This is a genomic window from Streptomyces sp. NPDC056486, from assembly GCF_042795295.1.
Classification (GTDB): domain Bacteria; phylum Actinomycetota; class Actinomycetes; order Streptomycetales; family Streptomycetaceae; genus Streptomyces.
This window is the reverse complement of record NZ_JBHTSF010000003.1, coordinates 191,028-210,810: the sequence shown is the minus strand read 5'-3', so window position 1 is coordinate 210,810 and position 19,783 is coordinate 191,028. Positions and strand designations below refer to the sequence as shown.

At 71.6% G+C, this 19,783-nt stretch carries 12 protein-coding genes; 8 read left to right on the top strand and 4 right to left on the bottom strand.

Going from position 1 to position 19,783, the window contains the following annotated elements; genetic code table 11:
• The first annotated feature begins 2 nt into the window (after window positions 1-2).
• Genes ACFQ7F_RS03355 through ACFQ7F_RS03345 form a run of 3 tightly spaced genes read left to right on the top strand, consistent with a single transcriptional unit; the run spans window position 3 to window position 3,483 of the window.
• The gene (locus ACFQ7F_RS03355) at window positions 3-1,013 is read left to right on the top strand and encodes a pyridoxal-phosphate dependent enzyme (protein ID WP_383265352.1); all 1,011 of its coding nucleotides are present in this window, start codon (window positions 3-5) and stop codon (window positions 1,011-1,013) included.
• Window positions 1,010-2,236 carry an ATP-grasp domain-containing protein gene (locus ACFQ7F_RS03350; RefSeq protein ID WP_383265304.1) on the top strand — a complete coding sequence of 409 codons (1,227 nt, stop codon included), beginning with the start codon at window positions 1,010-1,012 and terminating at the stop codon, window positions 2,234-2,236. The genes ACFQ7F_RS03355 and ACFQ7F_RS03350 overlap by 4 nt, the downstream gene beginning before the upstream one ends.
• 2 nt (window positions 2,237-2,238) lie before the next feature.
• Window positions 2,239-3,483 (top strand): MFS transporter, encoded by a 1,245-nt coding sequence (locus tag ACFQ7F_RS03345; protein ID WP_383265349.1) that lies wholly within the window; start codon window positions 2,239-2,241, stop codon window positions 3,481-3,483.
• Here ACFQ7F_RS03345 and ACFQ7F_RS03340 read toward each other — a convergent pair.
• On the bottom strand, window positions 3,464-3,931 hold the full coding sequence (locus ACFQ7F_RS03340) for a DUF1348 family protein (RefSeq protein WP_383265301.1): 468 nt from the start codon (window positions 3,929-3,931) through the stop codon (window positions 3,464-3,466). The genes ACFQ7F_RS03345 and ACFQ7F_RS03340 overlap by 20 nt on opposite strands.
• Window positions 3,932-4,113: 182 nt before the next feature.
• On the opposite strand from ACFQ7F_RS03340, the gene ACFQ7F_RS03335 reads away from it, so the two are divergent.
• Window positions 4,114-4,671, top strand: coding sequence for a TetR/AcrR family transcriptional regulator (locus ACFQ7F_RS03335; protein ID WP_383265299.1), 558 nt, complete (start codon window positions 4,114-4,116; stop codon window positions 4,669-4,671).
• Between the two features lie 29 nt (window positions 4,672-4,700).
• Entirely contained in the window at window positions 4,701-5,129 is a 429-nt protein-coding gene (locus tag ACFQ7F_RS03330; protein ID WP_383265296.1) for a nitroreductase/quinone reductase family protein, read from the top strand.
• Window positions 5,130-5,135: 6 nt separating this feature from the next.
• On the opposite strand, the gene ACFQ7F_RS03325 is transcribed toward ACFQ7F_RS03330, so the two are convergent.
• Window positions 5,136-6,515, bottom strand: a complete 1,380-nt coding sequence (locus ACFQ7F_RS03325; protein ID WP_383265293.1) for an alpha-amylase family protein — start codon at window positions 6,513-6,515, stop codon at window positions 5,136-5,138.
• A 330-nt stretch (window positions 6,516-6,845) separates the two neighbouring features.
• Between ACFQ7F_RS03325 and ACFQ7F_RS03320 the strand changes: the two genes are divergently transcribed.
• From ACFQ7F_RS03320 to ACFQ7F_RS03310, 3 genes are all read left to right on the top strand, one after another.
• The gene (locus tag ACFQ7F_RS03320; RefSeq protein ID WP_383265290.1) at window positions 6,846-7,772 is read left to right on the top strand and encodes a diiron oxygenase; all 927 of its coding nucleotides are present in this window, start codon (window positions 6,846-6,848) and stop codon (window positions 7,770-7,772) included.
• A gap of 33 nt (window positions 7,773-7,805) precedes the next feature.
• Window positions 7,806-9,362 carry an FAD-dependent oxidoreductase gene (locus ACFQ7F_RS03315; RefSeq protein ID WP_383265288.1) on the top strand — a complete coding sequence of 519 codons (1,557 nt, stop codon included), beginning with the start codon at window positions 7,806-7,808 and terminating at the stop codon, window positions 9,360-9,362.
• A 309-nt stretch (window positions 9,363-9,671) separates the two neighbouring features.
• Entirely contained in the window at window positions 9,672-12,734 is a 3,063-nt protein-coding gene (locus ACFQ7F_RS03310; protein ID WP_383265286.1) for a BTAD domain-containing putative transcriptional regulator, read from the top strand.
• A gap of 30 nt (window positions 12,735-12,764) precedes the next feature.
• Here ACFQ7F_RS03310 and ACFQ7F_RS03305 read toward each other — a convergent pair whose 3' ends face one another.
• Window positions 12,765-13,511, bottom strand: coding sequence for a thioesterase II family protein (locus tag ACFQ7F_RS03305; protein WP_383265283.1), 747 nt, complete (start codon window positions 13,509-13,511; stop codon window positions 12,765-12,767).
• Window positions 13,508-19,747 (bottom strand): type I polyketide synthase, encoded by a 6,240-nt coding sequence (locus ACFQ7F_RS03300; RefSeq protein ID WP_383265281.1) that lies wholly within the window; start codon window positions 19,745-19,747, stop codon window positions 13,508-13,510. Before ACFQ7F_RS03300 ends, ACFQ7F_RS03305 begins: the two co-directional genes overlap by 4 nt.
• Window positions 19,748-19,783 lie beyond the last annotated feature (36 nt).

Sequence of the window (19,783 nt, the reverse complement as noted above, 5' to 3'; positions counted from 1 at the left end):
CGATGAAAGCCCCCGACCTGCTGCGGCTCACCGACAACGTCGTGCTCGCGCGCTTCGAGACGATGAAGGTGTATGCGGCGCTCGGCGCGGTCCGCACCCTCCTCGAACGCGGCACCGTACGGCCCGGCCAGACCCTCGTCGACAGCTCCAGCGGCATCTACGCCCTTGCCCTCGCCATGGCCTGCCACCGCTACGGCCTCGGGTGCCACATCGTCGCCTCCACGACCGTCGACGCGGCGATGCGCGCCCAGCTGGAGATCCTCGGCGCCACGGTGGACCAGATGCCGTCCTCCGACAGCCTGCGCCTGGACCAGGAGCGGCGGGTTCGGCGCGTGCGGCAACTGCTGGTGGAGCGGACCGACGTGCACTGGATGCGGCAGTACCACGACAACGTCCACTACACCGGCTACGAGGAGTTCGCGGACCTGGTGGAGGCCGCGTTGCCCGACGCCCCGCTCACCGTGGTCGGCGCCGTCGGCACCGGCGCCTCCACCGGCGGCCTTGTCCAGCCGCTGCGCCAACGCGGCCGTGATGTGCGGTTGTTGGGGCTGCAGCCCTTCGGCAGCGTCACGTTCGGCAGCGAGGACTTCAGCGACCCCGAGGCGATCATCGCCGGGATCGGCAGCTCGATCCCCTTCGACAATGTCCGCCACGACCTCTACGACACCCTTCACTGGGTCGACTTCCGGCACGCCATGGCGGGAGCCGTGGATCTGTTGCGCGCCCACGCGGTGTTCGCAGGTCTATCCACCGGAGCGGCCCACCTCGTCACGGCCTGGGAGGCGGCCCGCAACCCGGACCGCACGCACCTGGTGATCGGCGCCGACACGGGACACCGCTACACCGAACGGGTCTTCTCCCGTCACCAGGAGGCGCTCGACCCGCGCACCCTCAAGCCGCACCAGATCACGGACCTCGCCGACCTCGCCCTGCCGTGGTCGGCGATGGAGTGGAACCGCCGCAGTTACGACGTACGCACGAAGAAGCACGAGAAGGAGGGGAAGGCATCGTGACCATCGCCGCCCTGGAAGCACTCACCTTCGGCCTCGGGCGCCTGGTGGAGGCGGCCGGTGCCGCCGGACACCGGGTCTGCCTGCTCACCGGCAACCGAGCCGTCTACCGGCATGAACTGGACCGCCTGGAACCGGGGGCGCTCGACATCGTCGACGTCGACACCCGCGACGCGGCCGTGTCCGCCGAGGCCCTGGCCGCCGTGCCCGGCCTGAAGGGGCTCATCAACTCGACCGACACCTGGAGCGTGCCGGGCGCGGATCTCGCCGCCGAACTCGGACTGCCGGGACCCGACCCGGCCGCTGTCCGGCTCCTGCGGGACAAGTCCCGGGTGCGCAACCTCCTCCACGAACAGAACCTGAGCCGCGGCCCCGCCCTCACGATTCCGGCCGGCCCCGCGGCGGCCGACGAGGTGCTCCAGCAGATCGGTCTGCCGGTGGTCCTCAAGGACTCCGCGGGCACCTCCTCGCGCAACGTCTGGCTGATCCGCGACGAGCGGCAGCTGCACGCAGCTCTCCGCGAAGCCGCCCAACGCCCCCTCTCCGGGCGGCTGTTCGCGGAGCCCTTCTTCGCCGGGCCCGTCTACAGTGCGGAGACGCTCAGCTGGGCGGGTGAGACGAAACTCCTGGGTGTCCTCAGCCGTCAGATGTCTCACGAGCCGTCCGTCCGCGAGGAGGCCGCCGCCTTCCCCGTCGGACTGCCGGAGGCGGAATTCGCCCTGATCCAGGACTGGGTGGGGCGCGTCCTGAAGACGGCGGGTCACGACGCGGGCTTCGCGCACGTCGAGTTCGTCCTCACCGCCGAAGGGCCGGAACTCGTCGAGATCAACCGCCGCATCGGCGGCGCACTCGTCGGCGAGGCACTGTGCCGCGCCCTGCGCACCAACGTGTACGACGCGATGGTCGCCGTGGCGCTGGGAGTGCGCCCCGTCCTGCTCGACGCACCCGCTGCCACGGGCTCCGCCACGGGATTCGTCCTCGTCTACCCCGACCGCCCCGGCACCCTCACGGGATGGACCGGCGTGGACGGCCTCGCCGCCTTCCCCGGCTCGCCCGAGTGGTACCCAACCGCGGCCCCCGGTGACCGTCTGGAGCACATGAGCGATCAGCGAGGCTGCACCGGCATCGTCCTGGCCGAGGGCGCGACGGCGGAACTCGCCCTGCACCGCGCGCTGAGTGCGGCCGGAAGCATACGGCCGCTCGTTGCCGCCCACGCCCCGAAGTGACGCTGCCCGGGAAGCCGCGCGGGCGCCTGCGATCCGGCCTCGCGCGGCTCACCGGGCCGCAACGCTTCCTGCTCGCCGGATCGTTCCTGATCCCGCTCGGCAGCTTCGCCGTCCTGCCCTTCATGTCGGTGCTGCTCCACGAACGGCTCGGCATGGGCCTTGGCGCGGTCGGCGTCGTGCTCGCCGTCGCCTCGCTGGTGCAGTTCTCGGGCGGCGTGGTGGGCGGCGCGATCGCCGAGCGCATCGGGCTGCGGCGCACGATGCTGCTCGCTCTGGTGATCCGCACGGCGGGGTTCGCCTGCTTCCTGCCAGGTCTGAGTCACCCGGCTGCCGCCGTCTTCGCGCTCTTCCTGGTCTCCGCCGGCGCCGCGCTCTATCTACCCGCGAACAAGGCCTACTTGATACACGAGACACACGGGATGGACGCGGCCGATGAGGAGCAGCGACCCCTGCTGTTGTCCGCGAGCAGCTCCGCGCTGAACGCGGGCATCGCCCTGGGACCGCTGGCGGCGGCCCCCTTCGTCCTCAGCGCATCGGCCGGACTCTTCACCGCGGTCACCGCGCTGTTCGCGGGGATCACCGTGGGCCATGCGCTCCTGCCGAGGGAGAGCCCGGGCCACGGACAGGCCATCGGGGCCGGACAAGAACAAGCGGCACCGCGCCGCCGCGAAAGGGCGTTCGCCGGTCTTGCCGTACTGCCCTTCGCGACCACCGTGCTGAGCCTGTACGTCTTCATGTTCTTCCAGCACTACCTCGCGCTGTACGCGGTGCCGCGCACCTCGACGACGTACTACGGCCTGGTCCTCGCGCTCTACGCCCTTCTGCTCGTCGTCGCGCAGCCCCTCCTCTCGGACTGGATCGCGCGCCTGCCCTACGTCCGCGCCCTGTGGCTCGGCTTCGGCGCGATGGCCGCAGGCATGGCCACGCTCGCCGTCGGGAACCACGCCGCGATCCTGGGCGGATCCCTGCTCGTCTGCCTCGGTGAGATCGTCCTCTTCCTCAAGAACGACCTCGAAGCCTTGGCCCGGTCGCCCCGCGCACCCGCCGTCGTGTTCGGCCGCCAGCGGCTCGCGGCCGGAATCGGCGCCTTTGCCAGCGGAGTCGCCGGAGGCGAGGGCTACCAGCTGGCCGAACGCGCCGACAGCGCCGGACTGTTCTGGCTCGCGGTCGCCGGACAGTGCGTGCTGCTGCCGCTGTTCCTGAGGCGCCGCTCTCGCCGGCTCGCGGTCACAGGCCGAGGTCGCTGAGGCCGGGGTGGTCGTCCGGGCGGCGGCCGAGCGGCCAGTGGTACTTGCGGTCGGACTCCTGGATGGGGAGGTCGTTGATGCAGGCGTGCCGGACGCGCATCAGGCCGTCGTCGTCGAACTCCCAGTTCTCGTTTCCGTACGAGCGGTACCAGTGGCCGGAGTCGTCGTGCCATTCGTAGGCGAAGCGCACCGCGATGCGGTTGCCGTCGTACGCCCACAGTTCCTTGATGAGGCGGTAGTCGAGTTCGCGGTCCCACTTGCGGGACAGGAAAGCGGCGATGGCGTCGCGTCCTGTCACGAACTCCGCGCGGTTTCGCCAGCGGGAGTCCTTGCTGTAGGCGAGTGCCACCTTCTCGGGATCGCGGGTGTTCCAGCCGTCCTCGGCCAGGCGGACCTTCTCGGCCGCGGTCTCGCGGGTGAAGGGCGGAACGGGGGGTCGTGCGGACATGGCTCACTCCTGAACGCGGCGGCGATACGGAGTCACGACCGTGAGAACGACCGTTCTCCGCCGGGGTGCTCACGATAGGAGAACGTGCGTTCTCGCGCAAGGATGCGGGCTCACCCCGCCCGGTAGTAGGGTTAGAGAACGCCCGTTCTCTAACCCTGTCCCGCCTCTCGACCGGAGCTCTCGTGGATCGCCCCGCAGCGGAAGTCAGGCTCCTTGACGCCGCCGAGGAGCTCTTCTACGAGCGCGGCATCCAGGCCGTGGGCATGGACCAGGTGCGTGCGGCATCGGGCGTCTCGCTCAAGCGGCTGTACCAGCTCTACCCGTCGAAATCGGAACTGGTCCTGGCCTGTCTCGAGCGCCGCGACCTCCGCTGGCGGACCCGGCTCGCCGAGTACGCGGAGAGCCGGCCGGACGGGGTGGAGCGCGTCCTCGCCGTCTACGACTGGCTGTACGAGTGGTTCTGTGAGCCGGACTTCCGGGGCTGCGCCTTCATCAACTCGTTCGGTGAACTCGGGGCCGTCGACCCGGCGGTGGCCGACACCGTCCGCGCGCACAAGAGCGCCTTCCATGACTACATGGCCGGACTTGTGGCCGCCGCGGGCGAATCGGGGCAGACTGTCGGCGCGTTGGTCCTGCTCGCGGAGGGGGCCATGACCACGGCCGCGATATCAGGTTCACCCGAACCGGCGCGCCAAGCACGCCTGGGCGCCGCCCGGTTGCTGGCCGTGCGGCAACAGTGATCGCCGGTCGCTCGACAGGAAGAAGGCTGATGGCGAAGACGTATCGCATCGGTTTCGGCACGCGCCTCATCAACGGTGTGTTCCGGACGATGACCCGGTTCGGGATCGGCAAGAGCTACCGGTACATCCTGACCGTGCGCGGCAGGAAGTCGGGCCGTCTGTTCTCCACCCCGGTCGACGTGATGTCAGCCGGGGGCGAGCGCTGGGTCGTCGGCGCCTACGGGGTGAGCAACTGGGTGCGCAACGCCCGTGCGGCCGGGCAGATCGACCTCAGCAGGGGAGGCAAGTCCGAGACCGTGCGCGTGATCGAGCTCGGTCCCGAAGAGAGCGTCCCCGTCCTTCGTCAGTACTGGCGGGAAGTGCCCGTCACCCGCGCGTACTTCGACGTGACGGGCGACTCGACGGACGAGGAGTTCGCCGCGGAGTCGCCACGTCACCCGGTGTTCCGGCTGGCGTAAGCCGAGTCAGCCCGCCTCTGCCCCGGTGTGCAGTGCCAGGGCACCGCGTGCGGGAAGGGTCGTCTCGATCTTCCCGTCGTCGCCGACGGTGACCGTGTTGCCGTCACAGCTGTCCGGGGATGCCTTGGCGACATTGCAGTACGTGCCGCCGGGCAGTGACGTCGTGAACGTCTGGGTCAGCTCGCCGTCGCCGTTGTTGAGGGCGACGAACCCCTTGTCGCCGCGGCCGAAGGCGAGGGCGCTGCCGCCGTTGTCCCACCAGTCGGTCAGCTCGGCGGCGCCCACCTCGTTGCGGAACCCGACCAGGCCGGTGATCGCCTGCTGGGTGTGCGTGTTCGTCCAGCCGTCCGCGCCGCTCGGCGGGCCCGCGTCCTTCTCGGACCACTCGTAGCCGGAGTACACGTTCGGTGAGCCGTAGGGGGACGCCAGCATGAAGACGTTGGCCAGGGAGTAGGCCGCGCCGTCCTTGTAGGTGAGCGTCGAGCCATTGCGTTCGGTGTCCCAGTTGTCGACGAACGTACGGGCCGAACCGCTGCCCAGCTTGCCGTCCGCGACCGACTTCAACTGCGCGATGTCGCCGCCCTGGAAGGCGCTCTTGAGGTGCCCGCCGTAGCGGAACTCGTCGACGTCCCCGACGCCGGTGTACTCGTCGGGCTGGACTGCCTCCCCGCCTCCGTGGATGACTTCCGAGACCCAGAATCCGGGGTCGCTCATCTTGCCCTTGATGGCGGCGACGTCGTCGGCCGCCATGTGCTTGGCGGCATCGATGCGGAAGCCGTCCACGCCGAGGGACCGCAGGTCGTCGAGGTAGGCGGCGATGGTGCCGCGCACGGCGTCGCTGCCGGTGTCGAGGTCCGCGAGGCCCACCAGTTCGCAGTTCTGGACGTTGTCGCGGTTGGTGTAGTCGTTGATGCTCGTGCGGCAGGTGTGGAAGTCCGCGTCCTGGAAGTAGCCGGGGTAGTCGTACTTGCCGTACTTCGTGCCACCGGTACCTGTTCCGGCTCCGGCCGCCATGTGGTTGACGACGGCGTCCGCGATGACCTTGACGCCCGCCTGGTGACAGGCGTCGACCATGCTCTTGAAGGCGGCGCGGTCGCCGAGGCGGCCCGCGATCTTGTAACTGACGGGCTGGTACGAGGTCCACCACTGGTCGCCCTGGATGTGTTCGGAGGCGGGTGACACCTGGACGTATCCGTAGCCCGCCGGGCCGAGTTGCTCGCTGCAGGCCTTGCCCACGTCCGCGAACTGCCGCTCGAACATGGTGGCGGTGACGGTCTTGTCGCCGGGCGGTGTCGCCTGTGACTGCGAGGGTGCGAACGTCGCGAGGCCGGCCGCGGCCAGGACCCCGGCCGACGTCGCGCCGAGGAGGCGGGAACGGTGCTGCATCGTGCGGCTCCTTCGGGAGCGGGCACAGGTGTGCCCTGAGAAGGGCAGTTGCTCGTGGGGGAGGCTGCCGTGGGGGGATTCCGATTCGGAGCCTGCCGTTCACGCATGTACGCGTCAATACTTTCTGCAAGAATTTTCAACTAAGCGGCTACGCGTGCAAGAAGTTGCAGATGGGTGCGCGGATTCAGTTCTTACTCGGGGGTAGGCTCGCCGCTTTCCTTGTTATACGGTCTGTCTAACAAGCGGGCCGCGGCGCGTTGTGGGACGGCGCCCCGGTCCGTTGCCTGAGCGAACACGAGAACGTACGCATCAGAGTCAAGGAGCCGCAGCATGGCAAGCAGCACTGTTCGGCCGACATCGCAGGGCCACCCCGCGGATCATCCCCAAGAGGACGACGTGGCCCGGCGGTTGCTCGATTCGGCCGCCGAGCTGGCCTACGACCCGGCCACCGAGGTGGACTGGGACACTCCCCTCGACCGGGACTTCCACGGGGCGAGCCCGGAGTGGTGCTCCCTGTACGGCACGGCGTACTGGCAGGAGCTCACCGACGCGCAGCGCAAGGAGCTGACGCGGCAGGAGGCCGCCTCGGTGGCCAGCACGGGCATCTGGTTCGAGATGATCCTCCAGCAGATGGTGCTCCGCGACGTGTACATGAAGAACCCGGCCAGCGACGAAGTGCAGTGGGCGCTCACGGAGATAGCCGAGGAGTGCCGGCACTCGATCATGTTCGCCCGCGGCGCCCAGAAGCTGGGCGCGCCCGCCTACCGGCCCAAGCGGTTCGCGATGGAACTCGGCCGGGCGTTCAAGACGGTGGCCTTCGGAGAGGCCGCGTACGCCGCGATCCTCGTGGCCGAAGAGGTGCTCGACGTCATGCAGCGCGACTGGATGCGCGACGAGCGCGTCGTGCCGTTCGTCCGCACGATCAACAACATCCATGTCGTCGAGGAGTCGCGGCACATGAAGTTCGCCCGCGACCAGACGACCAAGCGGCTCTCCGGGGCGGGTCCGCTGCGCCGCCGGATCAACGCGTTCGTCGTCGCGATCGCCTCGTACTACATCGTCACCAGCATGGTGAACCCCAAGGTCTACGCGAACGCCGGGCTCGACGAGAAGCGCGCCCTCGCCGAGGCGAAGGACAACGAGCACCACAAGTCCATGATGCGATCCAGCTGTTCGGGCCTCATGGAGTTCCTGGCCTCATCGCGCCTGCTCACCAAGCCGGCCCTGGCCTTCTACAAGCGCGCCCACCTCATCTGAGCCGTTCCGAGCCGAGCGAGTCGAGCCGACGACATGACCTCCTACGCCATCACCCAGACCTGCTGCAACGACGCCACGTGCGTCGCCGTGTGCCCGGTCAACTGCATCCACCCGACGCCGCAGGAGCGGGCGTTCGGCAGCACCGAGATGCTGCACATCGACCCCGCGACCTGCATAGGCTGCGGCGCCTGCGCCGACGCCTGCCCGGTCGAGGCGATCTTTCCGGTGGACAGCCTGCCCGTCGCGCAGCGGGAGTACGCGACGATCAACGCGGCGTACTTCGCGGACCAGGAACCCGAACCGGCCCCGGACGGGCCGAACTTCCACGCCTGGGACGAGCCGTCCTTCCCGCGCGTCCTGCCATCGGACTTCGCGCCGCTGAAGGTCGCCGTCGTCGGCACAGGACCTGCCGGGATGTACGCGGTCCAGGATCTGCTCCTGCACACCAGCGCCGAAGTGACGCTGATCGACCGGCTGCCGGTGACCGGCGGACTCGTACGCTTCGGCGTGGCACCGGACCATCCCGCCACCAGGAAGGTCGGCGACACCTTCGCGCGGTTCCACACGCATCCCAGGGTGCGGATGCATCTGGGGCTCGACGTGGGCGCCGACGTCACCGCGCAGGAGCTTGCCGCACACCATGACGCGGTCATCTACGCCGTGGGCGCGTCGGCCGACCGCACGCTGGCGGTGCCGGGCGAGGAGCTGCCCGGCAGCATCTCCGCGAGGGCCTTCGTCGCCTGGTACAACGGCCACCCGGACGCCGCGCCGGGCGCGATCGACCTTTCCGCCGAGCGCGTGGTCGTCGTCGGCAACGGCAACGTCGCTCTCGACGTCGCCCGGATCCTGCTCGCCGACCCCGACAGCCTCGCCCGCACCGACATCGCCGACCACGCGCTGGCGGCGCTGAAGTCCTGCAAGGTGCGCGAAGTGGTCCTGCTCGGACGGCGAGGCCCCGAGGACGCCGCGTACACCAGGTCCGAACTGCTCGCCCTGAAGCAGATTCCGGGCCTGGACCTGGTCGTCGACGATCACGATCCCCGGACCGGTCCGGCCATCGACGCGTCCGGTCCGAAGTCCGACCCCAAGTCCGACCCGAAGGGCAGGGCAGCTCTCCTGCGAGGCGTCACGCGCGCCCGCGTCGACTGGGCTCAGGCCCCCGCTCCGGGCCGTCGCTTCGTGCTCCGATTCCACTCCGCTCCGATGGAGATGCTCGGCGAGGAAGCCGTCCAGGGCATGCGCGTCGTGGAGGCGTCGGGGGAGCGGACGATACGGACAGACATGGTACTGCGCGCCATCGGCTACCGCGGAGTGCCGGTCGAGGGCCTGCCCTTCGACGAGACCACCGGCACCGTGCCGCACGAGGGCGGCAGGGTGACCGGACAGCCGGGGGCCTACGTCGTGGGCTGGATCAAGCGTGGGCCGAGCGGCGGCATCGGCGCCAACCGCACCTGCGCCGCCGAGACGATCACCACGCTCCTCGCCGACGCGGTCTCCGGCGCCCTGCCCGCGCCGCGGCGTGCGCCGAAGGCCTTCCACCGGCTCGCCCGGCGCCGCAGCCGCGGAGGGAGCGCCGCGCCGATCCGCTAGCGGTGGCTCAGGTGGCACGGGTTTCGGCCAGGGTGTGCGCGGCCAGGGCGCCCAGGTGTCCGTGCCCAGGCCGTGCTCGGACGTGAGCCGGCCGACGAGCGGTCGTCCGGAGTGCCCTGGGTCACGTGCTCCGACCCGCAGGGTGAGCAGCCCCGGCTGCAGCCGCTCGGTGCCCGGACGGCGGATGGCGGATGGCCTGATTCCCTTGGTGTACACGTGAGTTGATAGTGGGCAGACGTAGTATGACCAGCCGATCGGGGGACCGAGGGCGGTGGGGGCTGCGCGGGGCAAGGACCCATGGAGACGGGCGTGAACACGGACACCGACTACCGTTTGCTGGGCCCGGTCGAAGCGTGGCGTGCGGGCCGTCGGCTCGCCCTTGGCGGGCCCAAGCCCCGGGCGCTGCTCGCCGCGCTCCTCCTGGAGCCGGGCCGCGTGGTGTCCGTCGACGCGCTGATCGACGCCATCTGGGGCGACCGGCCGCCGGACACGGCGCGCTCCCTGATCCAGTCGTACGTCTCCGCGCTGCGCCGCGCGCTGTCCGCCGATGCCATCGAGACGCGGCCGCCGGGCTATCTGGTCCACGCGGACGCCGACCTCGTCGACCGCGCCGAGTTCGACCGCCTTGCCGCACAGGGCAGGCAGTCCGCGGCCGACGGCGATCACGCCGTGGCCGCACGGCTGTTGGGGGATGCCCTCGCCCTGTGGCGCGGCCCCGCACTCGGCGGGATCGGTGAAACGCTGCGGGCCATGGCCGACCAGCTGGACGAGGAGCGGCAAGCGGCTTTGGAGGAGCGGATCGCCGCGGAGCTGACACAGACGGGCCGCGAGCGGGAACTGGTCGCCGAACTCACCGCGCTGGTCGCCACGCACCCCACACGGGAGCGACTGCGTGGCCAACTGATGCTCTCCCTCTATCGGTTGGGACGTCAGGCCGACGCACTCGCGGTGTACGTGGAAGGCCGCGACGTACTCGCCGACGAGCTCGGAATCGATCCCGGCCCCGACCTCAGACGGATGTACGAGGCGATCCTGAGGGCGGACGAAGCGCTGCTGCCGGTCGCGGGGGACAGCCCCGACCTCGCCGCCTCCAGAGATGCCTTCACCGTCCCGGTGGCGGCCCTCCTGCCGCCCGACATCGGCGACTTCACCGGCCGTGACACCCAGCTCGCCGAGATACGGGCCGCGTTGTCGGGACCCCACGAGGCCATGCCGGTCGTCGTGCTTTCCGGGCCCGGTGGCGTCGGCAAGTCCACCCTGGGCGTCAGGGTGGCGCACCAGGTCGCCGAGGCGTACCCGGACGGCCAGCTGTACGCCGAATTGCGGGGCGCCACCGACCCCGTGGCACCCGGCGAAGTGCTCGGGCGTCTGCTCTACGCCCTGGGAGCCGTTCCGCCCGACGGGGACGCCGAGCGCCGTGATCTCTTCCGCAGTCTGGTCGCGGGGCGCCGCGTCCTGCTCGTGCTCGACGACGCGGGCAGCGAGTCCCAGGTGCGCCCGCTGCTTCCGGGGAGCGCCACCTGCGGGGTGCTCATCACCGGGCGGGCGCGCCTGGGCGCCCTGCCCTGCACCCACCGCGCCGATCTCGACGTACTCGACACGGAGCCCGGGGCCGACCTCCTCGGCCGCGTCGCCGGGGAGCGGCGTGTCAGGGAGGAGCCGGACGCCGCCCGGCGCATCGTCGAGCTGTGCGGCGGTCTCCCGCTCGCCATCCGGATCGCCGGTGCCCGCCTCGCCACCCGCCGGCACTGGACGGCACGCATGCTCGCCGACCGGCTCGCCGACGAACACCACCGCCTGGACGAACTCGCCGTCGGTGACCTCGAAGTACGGGCCGGACTCGGCATGAGCTACCGGGCCCTCGACGCCCCCGCCCGCACCGCCCTGCGCCGCCTCGGCCTGCTCGCCGCGCCCGACGTGGCCGCGTGGGTGGTGACCGCGCTGCTCGACGTGCCGGAGGCCGAGGCGGACCGCGTCGTGGAACAGCTCATCGACGCCCAGCTCCTGCACTGCACCGGCGTCGACCGCGCGGGTCAGCCCCGCTACCGCCCCCACGACCTGGTGCGGGTGTACGCCGCCGAACGCGCCGACGCCGAGGACCCGCCCGCCGAACGGGCCGCCGCCGTCGGCCGCGCACTGGGCGCCTGGCTCTGGCTCACCGGCCGCGCCGCGTCCGCGACACCGTCCGGCGCCGTCGAACTGCACCGCGGGCTCCTCGACTCCAGCGGCTCGGGCGGACCCGCCGCGATCGCCCTGCGCCGGCTCGTCAGACCCGTCGGCCCTGAAGCCACCCAGCGGGCCCTCGCCGACCCGGCCGCCTGGTTCGAGGCCGAGGCCGACGCGATAGCCGCCGCCGTCGAACGCGCCGCATCCCTCGACCTGCACACCCTCTCCTGCGAGGCGGCGGCCGCCCTGTGCTCCTCCGCCTACACCGTCGGCAACCGCTTCGAAGCCTGGTGGCGCACCCACGACGCGGCGCTGGCCGCGGCCCGCCGCGCCGAGGACAGAGCGGGAGAGGCGCTGCTGCTCATCGGCCTGGGTCAACTCCGCTACGAACAGGACCGGTTCACCGACTCCCAGCGCTACTTCACGCAGGCGGCCGGACTCTGTGCCGAACTCGGCGACGTACGCGGCCGGGCCGCCGCCTTCGCCGGGCTCGGCAGCGCCCGGCGGGAAGCGGGGCGGCTGCGCGACGCGCAGGAGACGCTCGTCCGCGCCGTCGAGGGATTCCGTCAGCTGGGCGACGACCCGGGCATCGGCCTCTCCTGCAGGTACGCCGGATCCGTCCAGCTCGAACTCGGCGACTTCGAGGCCTCCCGCGCCTTCCTCGACGAATCGCTGCGGGCCTACCGCAGGCTCGGCAGCCGCCGCGGCGAGTCCCTCACGCTGCGCTCGATCGGCCTGGTGCACCGCGCGCTCGGCGAGTACGCGGCGGCGGAGGAACTCTCCGGCCGTGCGGTGGACCTCCTGAGCACCCTGGGGGACCCGCTCATGCTCGCCTACGCGATGCAGGCGCGTGCCAAGTCCCGTATCAGGCTGGGCCGTTCGGCCGAAGCGGCGGCCGATATCCGCAGCGTCCTCGACGTCTGCCGCGGCCAGCGCGACCGCTTCGGCGAGGCGCTCGGCCTGCGCACCTTAGGCGAGTGCGAGCTGGCCGCGGGCCGCCTCGACACCGCCGAGCAGCACCTGACCGCGGCCGCCGCCCTCTGGAACGACCTGGAGCTCCCGCTGCCCCGCGCCCGTACCCTGCGCGATCTCGCCGCGGCGCGGGAAGCCGCCGGGGACCGGGCGGGGGCAGGTGCGTTGCGCGCCGAGGCGCGGGAGGTCTTCACGGCGTACGAGGCACGCGAACGGAACGAGCCGGGGCTCTGAGTCCGCTCGCAGTCCCCGGGCGGACGAGCGCTACGAGGTGTGTTCGAGGTCGTCGACGAGGTCGTCGACAACGGTGTGGAGCTGTTCGCTGATGTAGAAGTGATCGCCGTCGTAGCGGTGCGCGGTGCAGGTGGCCGCTGTCCAGTTCCGCCACCCCTGCATTTCCTCCGGCGGGGCGATGAGGTCGGCCGTGGCGGCGAAGGCGGAGACCGGCTGGGCCAGTTCTTCGGGTGGGCGTCGGCCGAGTCCCTGGTAGAGCCGGGCGTCGGCGCGGATGAGGCGGGTGAAGGCCGCCATGGCCTCCTGGTCGTGGTCGAGTTCGCCGGGAATGGCTCCGGCGCCGAGTCGGCGGTACGCCTCGTCGGGGTCGGCGAGCAACGCGGGGAGCGTGTCCTGCCAGTAGGCGTGGTCGGGTGCGGGGATGGCGGAGACCCCGAGGCGGTGGGGCGGCCGGCCCGCCCGGGTGAGGGCCCGGGCGGCCTCGAAGGCGTAGACGCCGCCGCTGGAATGGCCGAGGAAGGCGGTCGGCCGGTCGTCACGGGTGGCGGCGAGTTCGCGGGCCGTCATCCTGGTGAGCCGGATGAGGTCGCTGACAGGCTGCTCGTGCGTACGGGAGCCTCGGCCGGGCGGCTGAACCACCCAGACGTCTGCCCTGGGCCGGTCCGGGGTGCCGAGCGCGCGGGCGTAGAAGCTCGCCTGACCGCCCGCGTGCGGGAAGACGACCACACGGAACGGCGCCTGAGGGGCGGGCGCGATGTTCACCAGCCAGTCGGTCATCGGGCGTGCTCCTTGGGCAGTGCGGCAAGCAGCCGGTTCGACAGGTCGGTGATGCCCCGGCTCGAGATGATCTCAAGGACCGGGAGGTGGACGCCCAGCGCCTGGTGGAGCCGGACCGACAACTCGGTGGCCAGCAGGGAGTCGATGCCGAGCCGGTCGAGGGGGATGCCGGGATCGAGCCGGTCAGGTGGGGTCTTCGTGATGGCGGTGATCATCGATGTGATGGTCCCGGTGGCGAGCGTATGTGCCTGCTCGGGGGTGGCCGCCGCGAACTTCTGCGCCAGGGGGGCGTCCTGGGCCAGGCCGGGCTCCGCGCCGGGCTGTGTGAACCGGGCGGACGCGCAGCCGGGGAACATCGCCGCCAAGCGGGCCCAGTCGGCGCGGGCGATGACGAGGTGCGCGGTGTCGTGGCCGATGACCAAGGCGTGGCCGAGGGCGTGCAGCGCCTCCTGAGGGTCGATCGGTTCGAGTCCGAGCCCGGTCAGGGAATCGGTGAGGCCGTCGCGGGCGACGACGCCCAGGTCGGCGACGGGGCCCCAGCCGACGGCCAGGGCGGGCAGTCCGAGGCGCCGTCGGCGGGCGGCCACTGCTTCGAGGCAGAGGTTTGCGGCCCCGTAAGCGCTCTGGAGCCGGTTGCCGATCAGCGCGGCGATGGACGAGTAGAGGACAAAGTGGTCGAGGTCCAGGTGCCGGGTGAGACGGTCGAGCAGCACCGCGCCCTGGACCTTGGGGGCGAGCACGGCGGCGAACCGTTCAGGGGTGAGGTCCCGCAACGGTGCGTCGTCGTAGTGCGCTGCGCAGTGGAAGACCCCCTTGAGCCCGTTCGGTGCCTGCGAAGCGCGGTGTACGGCGGCCGTCATCGCGGCCGGGTCCGTGGCGTCCGCGGCGAGGACCGCGGTGTCGGCGGGCAGCGGGTCCTTGGCGGTTCCGGTGCGGCCCGTGACCACGATGTGCCCCGCTCCCCGTTCGTGGAGCCAGCGCGCGGTCGCAGCTCCGAACCCTCCGGTGCCGCCGGTGACGAGGTAGCCGCCCTCGGGATCGAAGCCCGGCTCAGCCGCCGTGGGCCGAGGCGTTGCCGTGAGGTCGACGACGAGCTTGCCGGTGTGGGCGGACCGCTTGAGGAGGGTGAACGCCGCGTCCAGCTCACCAGACGGAAATACCTGGTGGGGGAGGGGAGGGACGGAACCGTCGGCTGCCAGAGTGGCGACCTGCGCCAGCACCTCCCGGGCCGTGTCGGGGTGACGTTCGACGAGTTGGGCGAGGTCCACGGAGAAGTACGACAGGGTGTTCAGGAAAGGGCGTAGCCGCAAGTGCCTGTCCGCGTACAGATCCCGCTTGCCCAGTTCGACGAACCTCCCGTCGGGGGCCAGGAGTTCCAGGGCAGCGGCGGCGGCCTCACCGGTGAGCGAGTTGAGGACCACGTCCACACCGCGGCCACCGGTGACCGCCCGGACCTGGTCGGCGAAGGCCGGTGAACGGGAGTCGAAGGCGTGCCACGCGCCGAGGGACCGTACAAGATCCCGCTTCTTCTCGCTCCCGGCCAGGGCGATCACCCGGGCCCCGGCACGCCGGGCCAGAGCCATGGCGGCCTGTCCGACACCACCGGCCGCGGCGGGGAGCAGCAGCGTCTCTCCCGGTGCCAGCCGTGCCAGCACGTCGAGACCGTAGTGCGCGGTGGCGTACGCCAGGGGCAGGGCGGCCGCCTCGGTGAACGTCATGCCCTCGGAGATCGCTGCCGTGGCCGACGCCTGTGCCACGGTGTGGGTGGCCATCGAGCCCGGTGCGATGGCGAGCACCCGCTCACCGGGTGCGAACTCCCGCACCCCGGCGCCGACCGCGGCGACGAACCCGGCACATTCCTGGCCGAACAGCGGCGTGCCGTCCGTGTCCCCGCCACGCCGGTCGATCTGGCCGTGCTCCGCACGCATCAGGCCGGTGGCGAGCATGACGTCCTTGTAGTTCAGACCGGCGGCCCGTACGTCGATGAGTACCTGACCCGGGCCGGGCACGGGCCGCGTGATCGGTTCCCAGGCAAGTGTGGGCGTCATGGCGGTCTCGGTCACCCGCAGGACCGTCGCCTGTTCGGCCGCGCGGGGGCGGGGCACCGGCCTGCTCCGCAGGGCCGGTGCCGGCACAGCGGTGAGCCTTGCCACGGTGACCTGCCCGTTCTCCACCAGAAACTCGTCCTCTCCGCCGGGCGGTGCGGCGAGCAGGCGGACGACGAGCCCGGCGGTCTCCGGGCCGTCCGTGGCCGAGATCCGGCGCACGGTGTGCGGTTCCTCGTTGGCGACGGTCCGTGCGGTACCCCAGGCCGCCGCACCGACGGTGGGCCCTGTGGTGATCAGCCAGATGTCGAGAGTGCGCCCCTGCACCGAGAGCACCAGGTCGCGGACGAGCTGTCCGGCCCGGGTCGCCTCGTCGAGCGGGGCGCCCGCCGGGTCGTCGCCAAGGACGAGGGCCACGGCCGTCGCGTCGGGGTCCGTGAGGTGCCAGCCCCGTCGTGCGGGAACGAGCGGCCCGGCGTGCAACGCGTCGGCGATCGGGCCGGCAAGGGCGGCGCCCGCGGTGTCGGCGGCGACGGCCCAGCGCCGGTCGGCCGGTACCGGAGCCGCGGTGAGTGGCTGCTCCGAGATCCGCCACAGTCCGGTCCGGGGCCGCGGGGTTCCCTCGATGAGCTGGACCCGTAGGCCGTCCATCGTGCAGAAGACCTCTCCGCAGGGGGAGGCCAGGGTGACGTCCCACACCGCTTCCCGGCGTCCTGCCGAGCGGGTCCGCACATGGATCACCCCGGTGCTCGGTGGGGGCGCCCATACGGTGACCGCGCCGAACATGACCGGCACGAACAGCATGTCGCCGCTGCGGACGCGCGCCAGCAAAGGGGAGCCCGCGTGCACCATCGCGTCGAGCAGAGCGGGATGCGCCACGTATCCGCAGGACCTGCGGGCGGCCTCGGCCGCCACCGTCGCGGGCAGCTCGTAGCGGCCGAGCAGCTCGCCCTCGTGCAGCCGCGCCGTGGTCAGCGACCGGAAGGCCGGTCCGTAGTCGGTGCCGGCCCGGGTGGTCATCGCGTAGAAATCCGCCCCGGTCAGCTCCTCGCCGGGCACGAGCCGCGCTGAGATGTCCTGAAGATCCAGCGGCTGAGGGCGGTCACCCGACAGGGCACGGACCCTCGCCCGGGCGTGCTCCTGCCAGGGCCTCAGCTCCTCGGCCCGAGGTTGCTCGGTCCGCGGCCGGGAGGAGATCGTGACAAGGCCGTCCCGCAGCTCCGTCACCAGAGCGGTCAGGCTCTGTTCCGTCGCGTCGAAGGTCAGTGCCGCCGTGACGGCCATCCCGGCGACCGACAGGGGGCCGTCCTGCCCTGTCCTGGCCAGGGCGGCCAGAGCGAGTTCCAGATAGGCCGCACCGGGCATCGTCACCGCGCCGCCGACCCGGTGATCGAGCAGCCACGGCACCCGGGAGGGTTCGACCACTCCGGACCACTGGGGCGCAGGCCCCGGGACCCGCTCGCCGAGGAGCGGGTGGGAGAGCATGCCGTCGCCCGGCCCCCGACCCCACCACGAGGGCTCCCCAATCCAGTGCCGCTCCCGCTGCCAGGGATACGCCGGCAGGTCGACGATCTGTCCGGGTACGGGGAACCAGGAGTCCGGCACAAGGCCCCCGTCGGCGATGACCGCCGCGGCCACCCCGTCGAGGTCCGCGGGTCCCTCACGGGCGAGTGTGGTCAGGGGCGCTACGGCGGAGATCTGCCGGAGGTAGCCCTTGAGGACGGGGTGCGGACCGATCTCCACCAGGATCCCGGCACCCGCCTCGCACATCGAATCGACAGCCGGAGCGAACAGGACGGGGTGACGGATGTTCCGCCACCAGTAACCGGCGTCCACCGGAGCATCAAGCCGGTCGCCGGTCACGGTGGACCAGAACGGGATCGCACCCTTACGGTCCTCGATCCTGGCGAGACCGGCCATGATCTCGTCGTGTACGGGGTCCATCGCCGCGCTGTGGAAGGCGTAGTCGAGCGGCAGGGAGCGGAAGAACACCTTCTCCGCTGTCAGCTTTTCGCCGATCCGACGCAGGGCCTCGGTGTCCCCGGCGAACGTGACATCGGCGTGGGAGTTCACCGCGGCCAGCTCGACCCTCCCGTCGGCCTCGGCGAGCAGGCGGCGCGCGGTGCTCTCGTCAACCGCGGCGGCGGCCATCGCGCCGGCACCCGCGGTCCGCCCCTGCGCGGCGCTGCGGACGGCCACGACCCGACAGGCCGTTTCGAGATCGAGCCTCCCGGCGACACACGCGGCCGCGATCTCCCCGACACTGTGCCCCACGACCATGCCGGGCCGGATCCCGCGCGCGGACAGCGCGGCGCAGATCCCCAACTGGACGGCGAACAGCAGCGGCTGCGCCACCTCGGTACGGGCCAGGTCGTACTCCCCGGAGGCCAGCGCACCGGAGACCTCCCAGCCCAGCGTCGGCGACAGCACCCGGCATACCTCGCGCACCTTCGCCGCGAAGGCGTCGTCACCACCGGGCCCCATCAGCTCGCGGGCCATGCCCTGCCACTGCGAACCGTTGCCGGAGAACACGAAGGCGACGCCAGTACGGGGAGTGGAGGCACGACCGGCCGCCGCTCCCAGCACCGCGTCCCCCGAGGCGATCCGGTAGAGCTTGTCCGCGGCCTCGGCCGCGCTACGGGCCACCACCGCACAGCCATGCTCGTGGCGCCTGCGTCTCACCGAGGAGTAGGCCACGTCGTGGAAGTCGTGAAAGGAGCCGTGGTCCTCCGCAAGGAGCCGGTCGGCCATCGCCCAGCATGCCTCGGCCAGTGCCTCCGGCGTCCGGCCGGACACCAGCACCGGCAGCTTCCGCCCGCCCTCGGGCACCGGACCCCGCCGTGACCGTTCCTGACCCCACTGGCCGTCGAGCCGCCGGGCCAGGATCACGTGCGCGTTCGCTCCGCCGATCCCGAAAGAGTTGACCCCCGCCGCGACGAGCGGACTGTCGTGCTCGATGGGCGTGATGGTGTCGACCGGCGAGAGGCCGAGACCGTCGAAGTCGATCGCCGGATTGAGCGGCCGGGTGTGCAGCGACGGTGGAATCCGCTGCTCCTGGAGCACGAGCAGAGCCTTGAGCAGGCCGGCCATGCCCGAGGCGCACTCCAGATGGCCCACGTTCGTCTTCACCGACCCGATCGGCAGCTTGCGGCCCTCACGGCGCCGCGTCCCGAGGGCCTCTCCGATCGCCCGGCACTCGACCGGGTCCCCGACCGGTGTGCCGGTGCCGTGGCACTCCAGGTAGACCAGCTCGTCGGGGCCGATGCCGGCGGAGGCATAGACCCGTTGCAGCAGTTCGCGCTGGGCGGTGACGGACGGCTGGGTGAGTCCGCCGGGCGATGACCTGCCGTCGGTGTTCACCCCCGACCCGGCGATCACCGCGAGAACCCGGTCGCCGTCGGCCAGCGCGTCGCCAAGGCGCTTGAGCAGGACCACCCCGCCGCCCTCGGCCCGTACGAACCCGTCCGCCCGGGCGGAGAATGCGCGGCACCGGCCCGTCCGGGAGAGCAGACCGGCCTTGGAGAACCCCAGGTAGTCGGCCGGATTCAGCAGCATCCCGACGCCCGCGGCCAACGCGATCGGCACCTCGCCGCGAGAGATCGCGCCGGCCGCCTCGTGTACCGCCACCAGGGCAGAGGAGCAGGCGGTGTCGATCGCCTGCGACGGGCCGCGCCAGTCAAGCAGGAACGAGATCCTGTTCGCGATGTGCGCGCTGATGGTCCCCAGCATCGAGTGTGCGTCCACGACTGCGGGGCGCGCCGAAAGCAACTCCCAATAGCCGCGCGTCGACACCCCGGCGTATACGGCGCCGGCGGCACCGGCCAGCTGCGCCGGGTCGACAGCGGCATGGTCGAACGCCTCCACCGTCAGCTCCAGGAGCAGCCGCTGCTGAGGGTCCAACTGAGCGGCCTCGCGTGGTGAGATGCCGAAGAACGCGGCGTCGAAACCGCCGATGTCGTCCAGGAACCCGCCGGCCGCCGTATAACTCAGGCCGGGCCGGGACGGGTCGTCGCCGGCCCACAGCGCCGGGTCGAACCTGTCCACGGGCACCCGGGTGACCAGGTCACGGCCCGCGAACAGCGCGTCGGACAGCGCCGCCGGGCTGTCGGTTCCCCCGGGCAGGCGGCACGCGACACCGATGATCGCGGCGGACTCGGGACCGTACTCGCTCTGTGACCGGACACCGGACAAACAGATCACCGCCGAAGGCCGAGGAGAAAGGTTGGG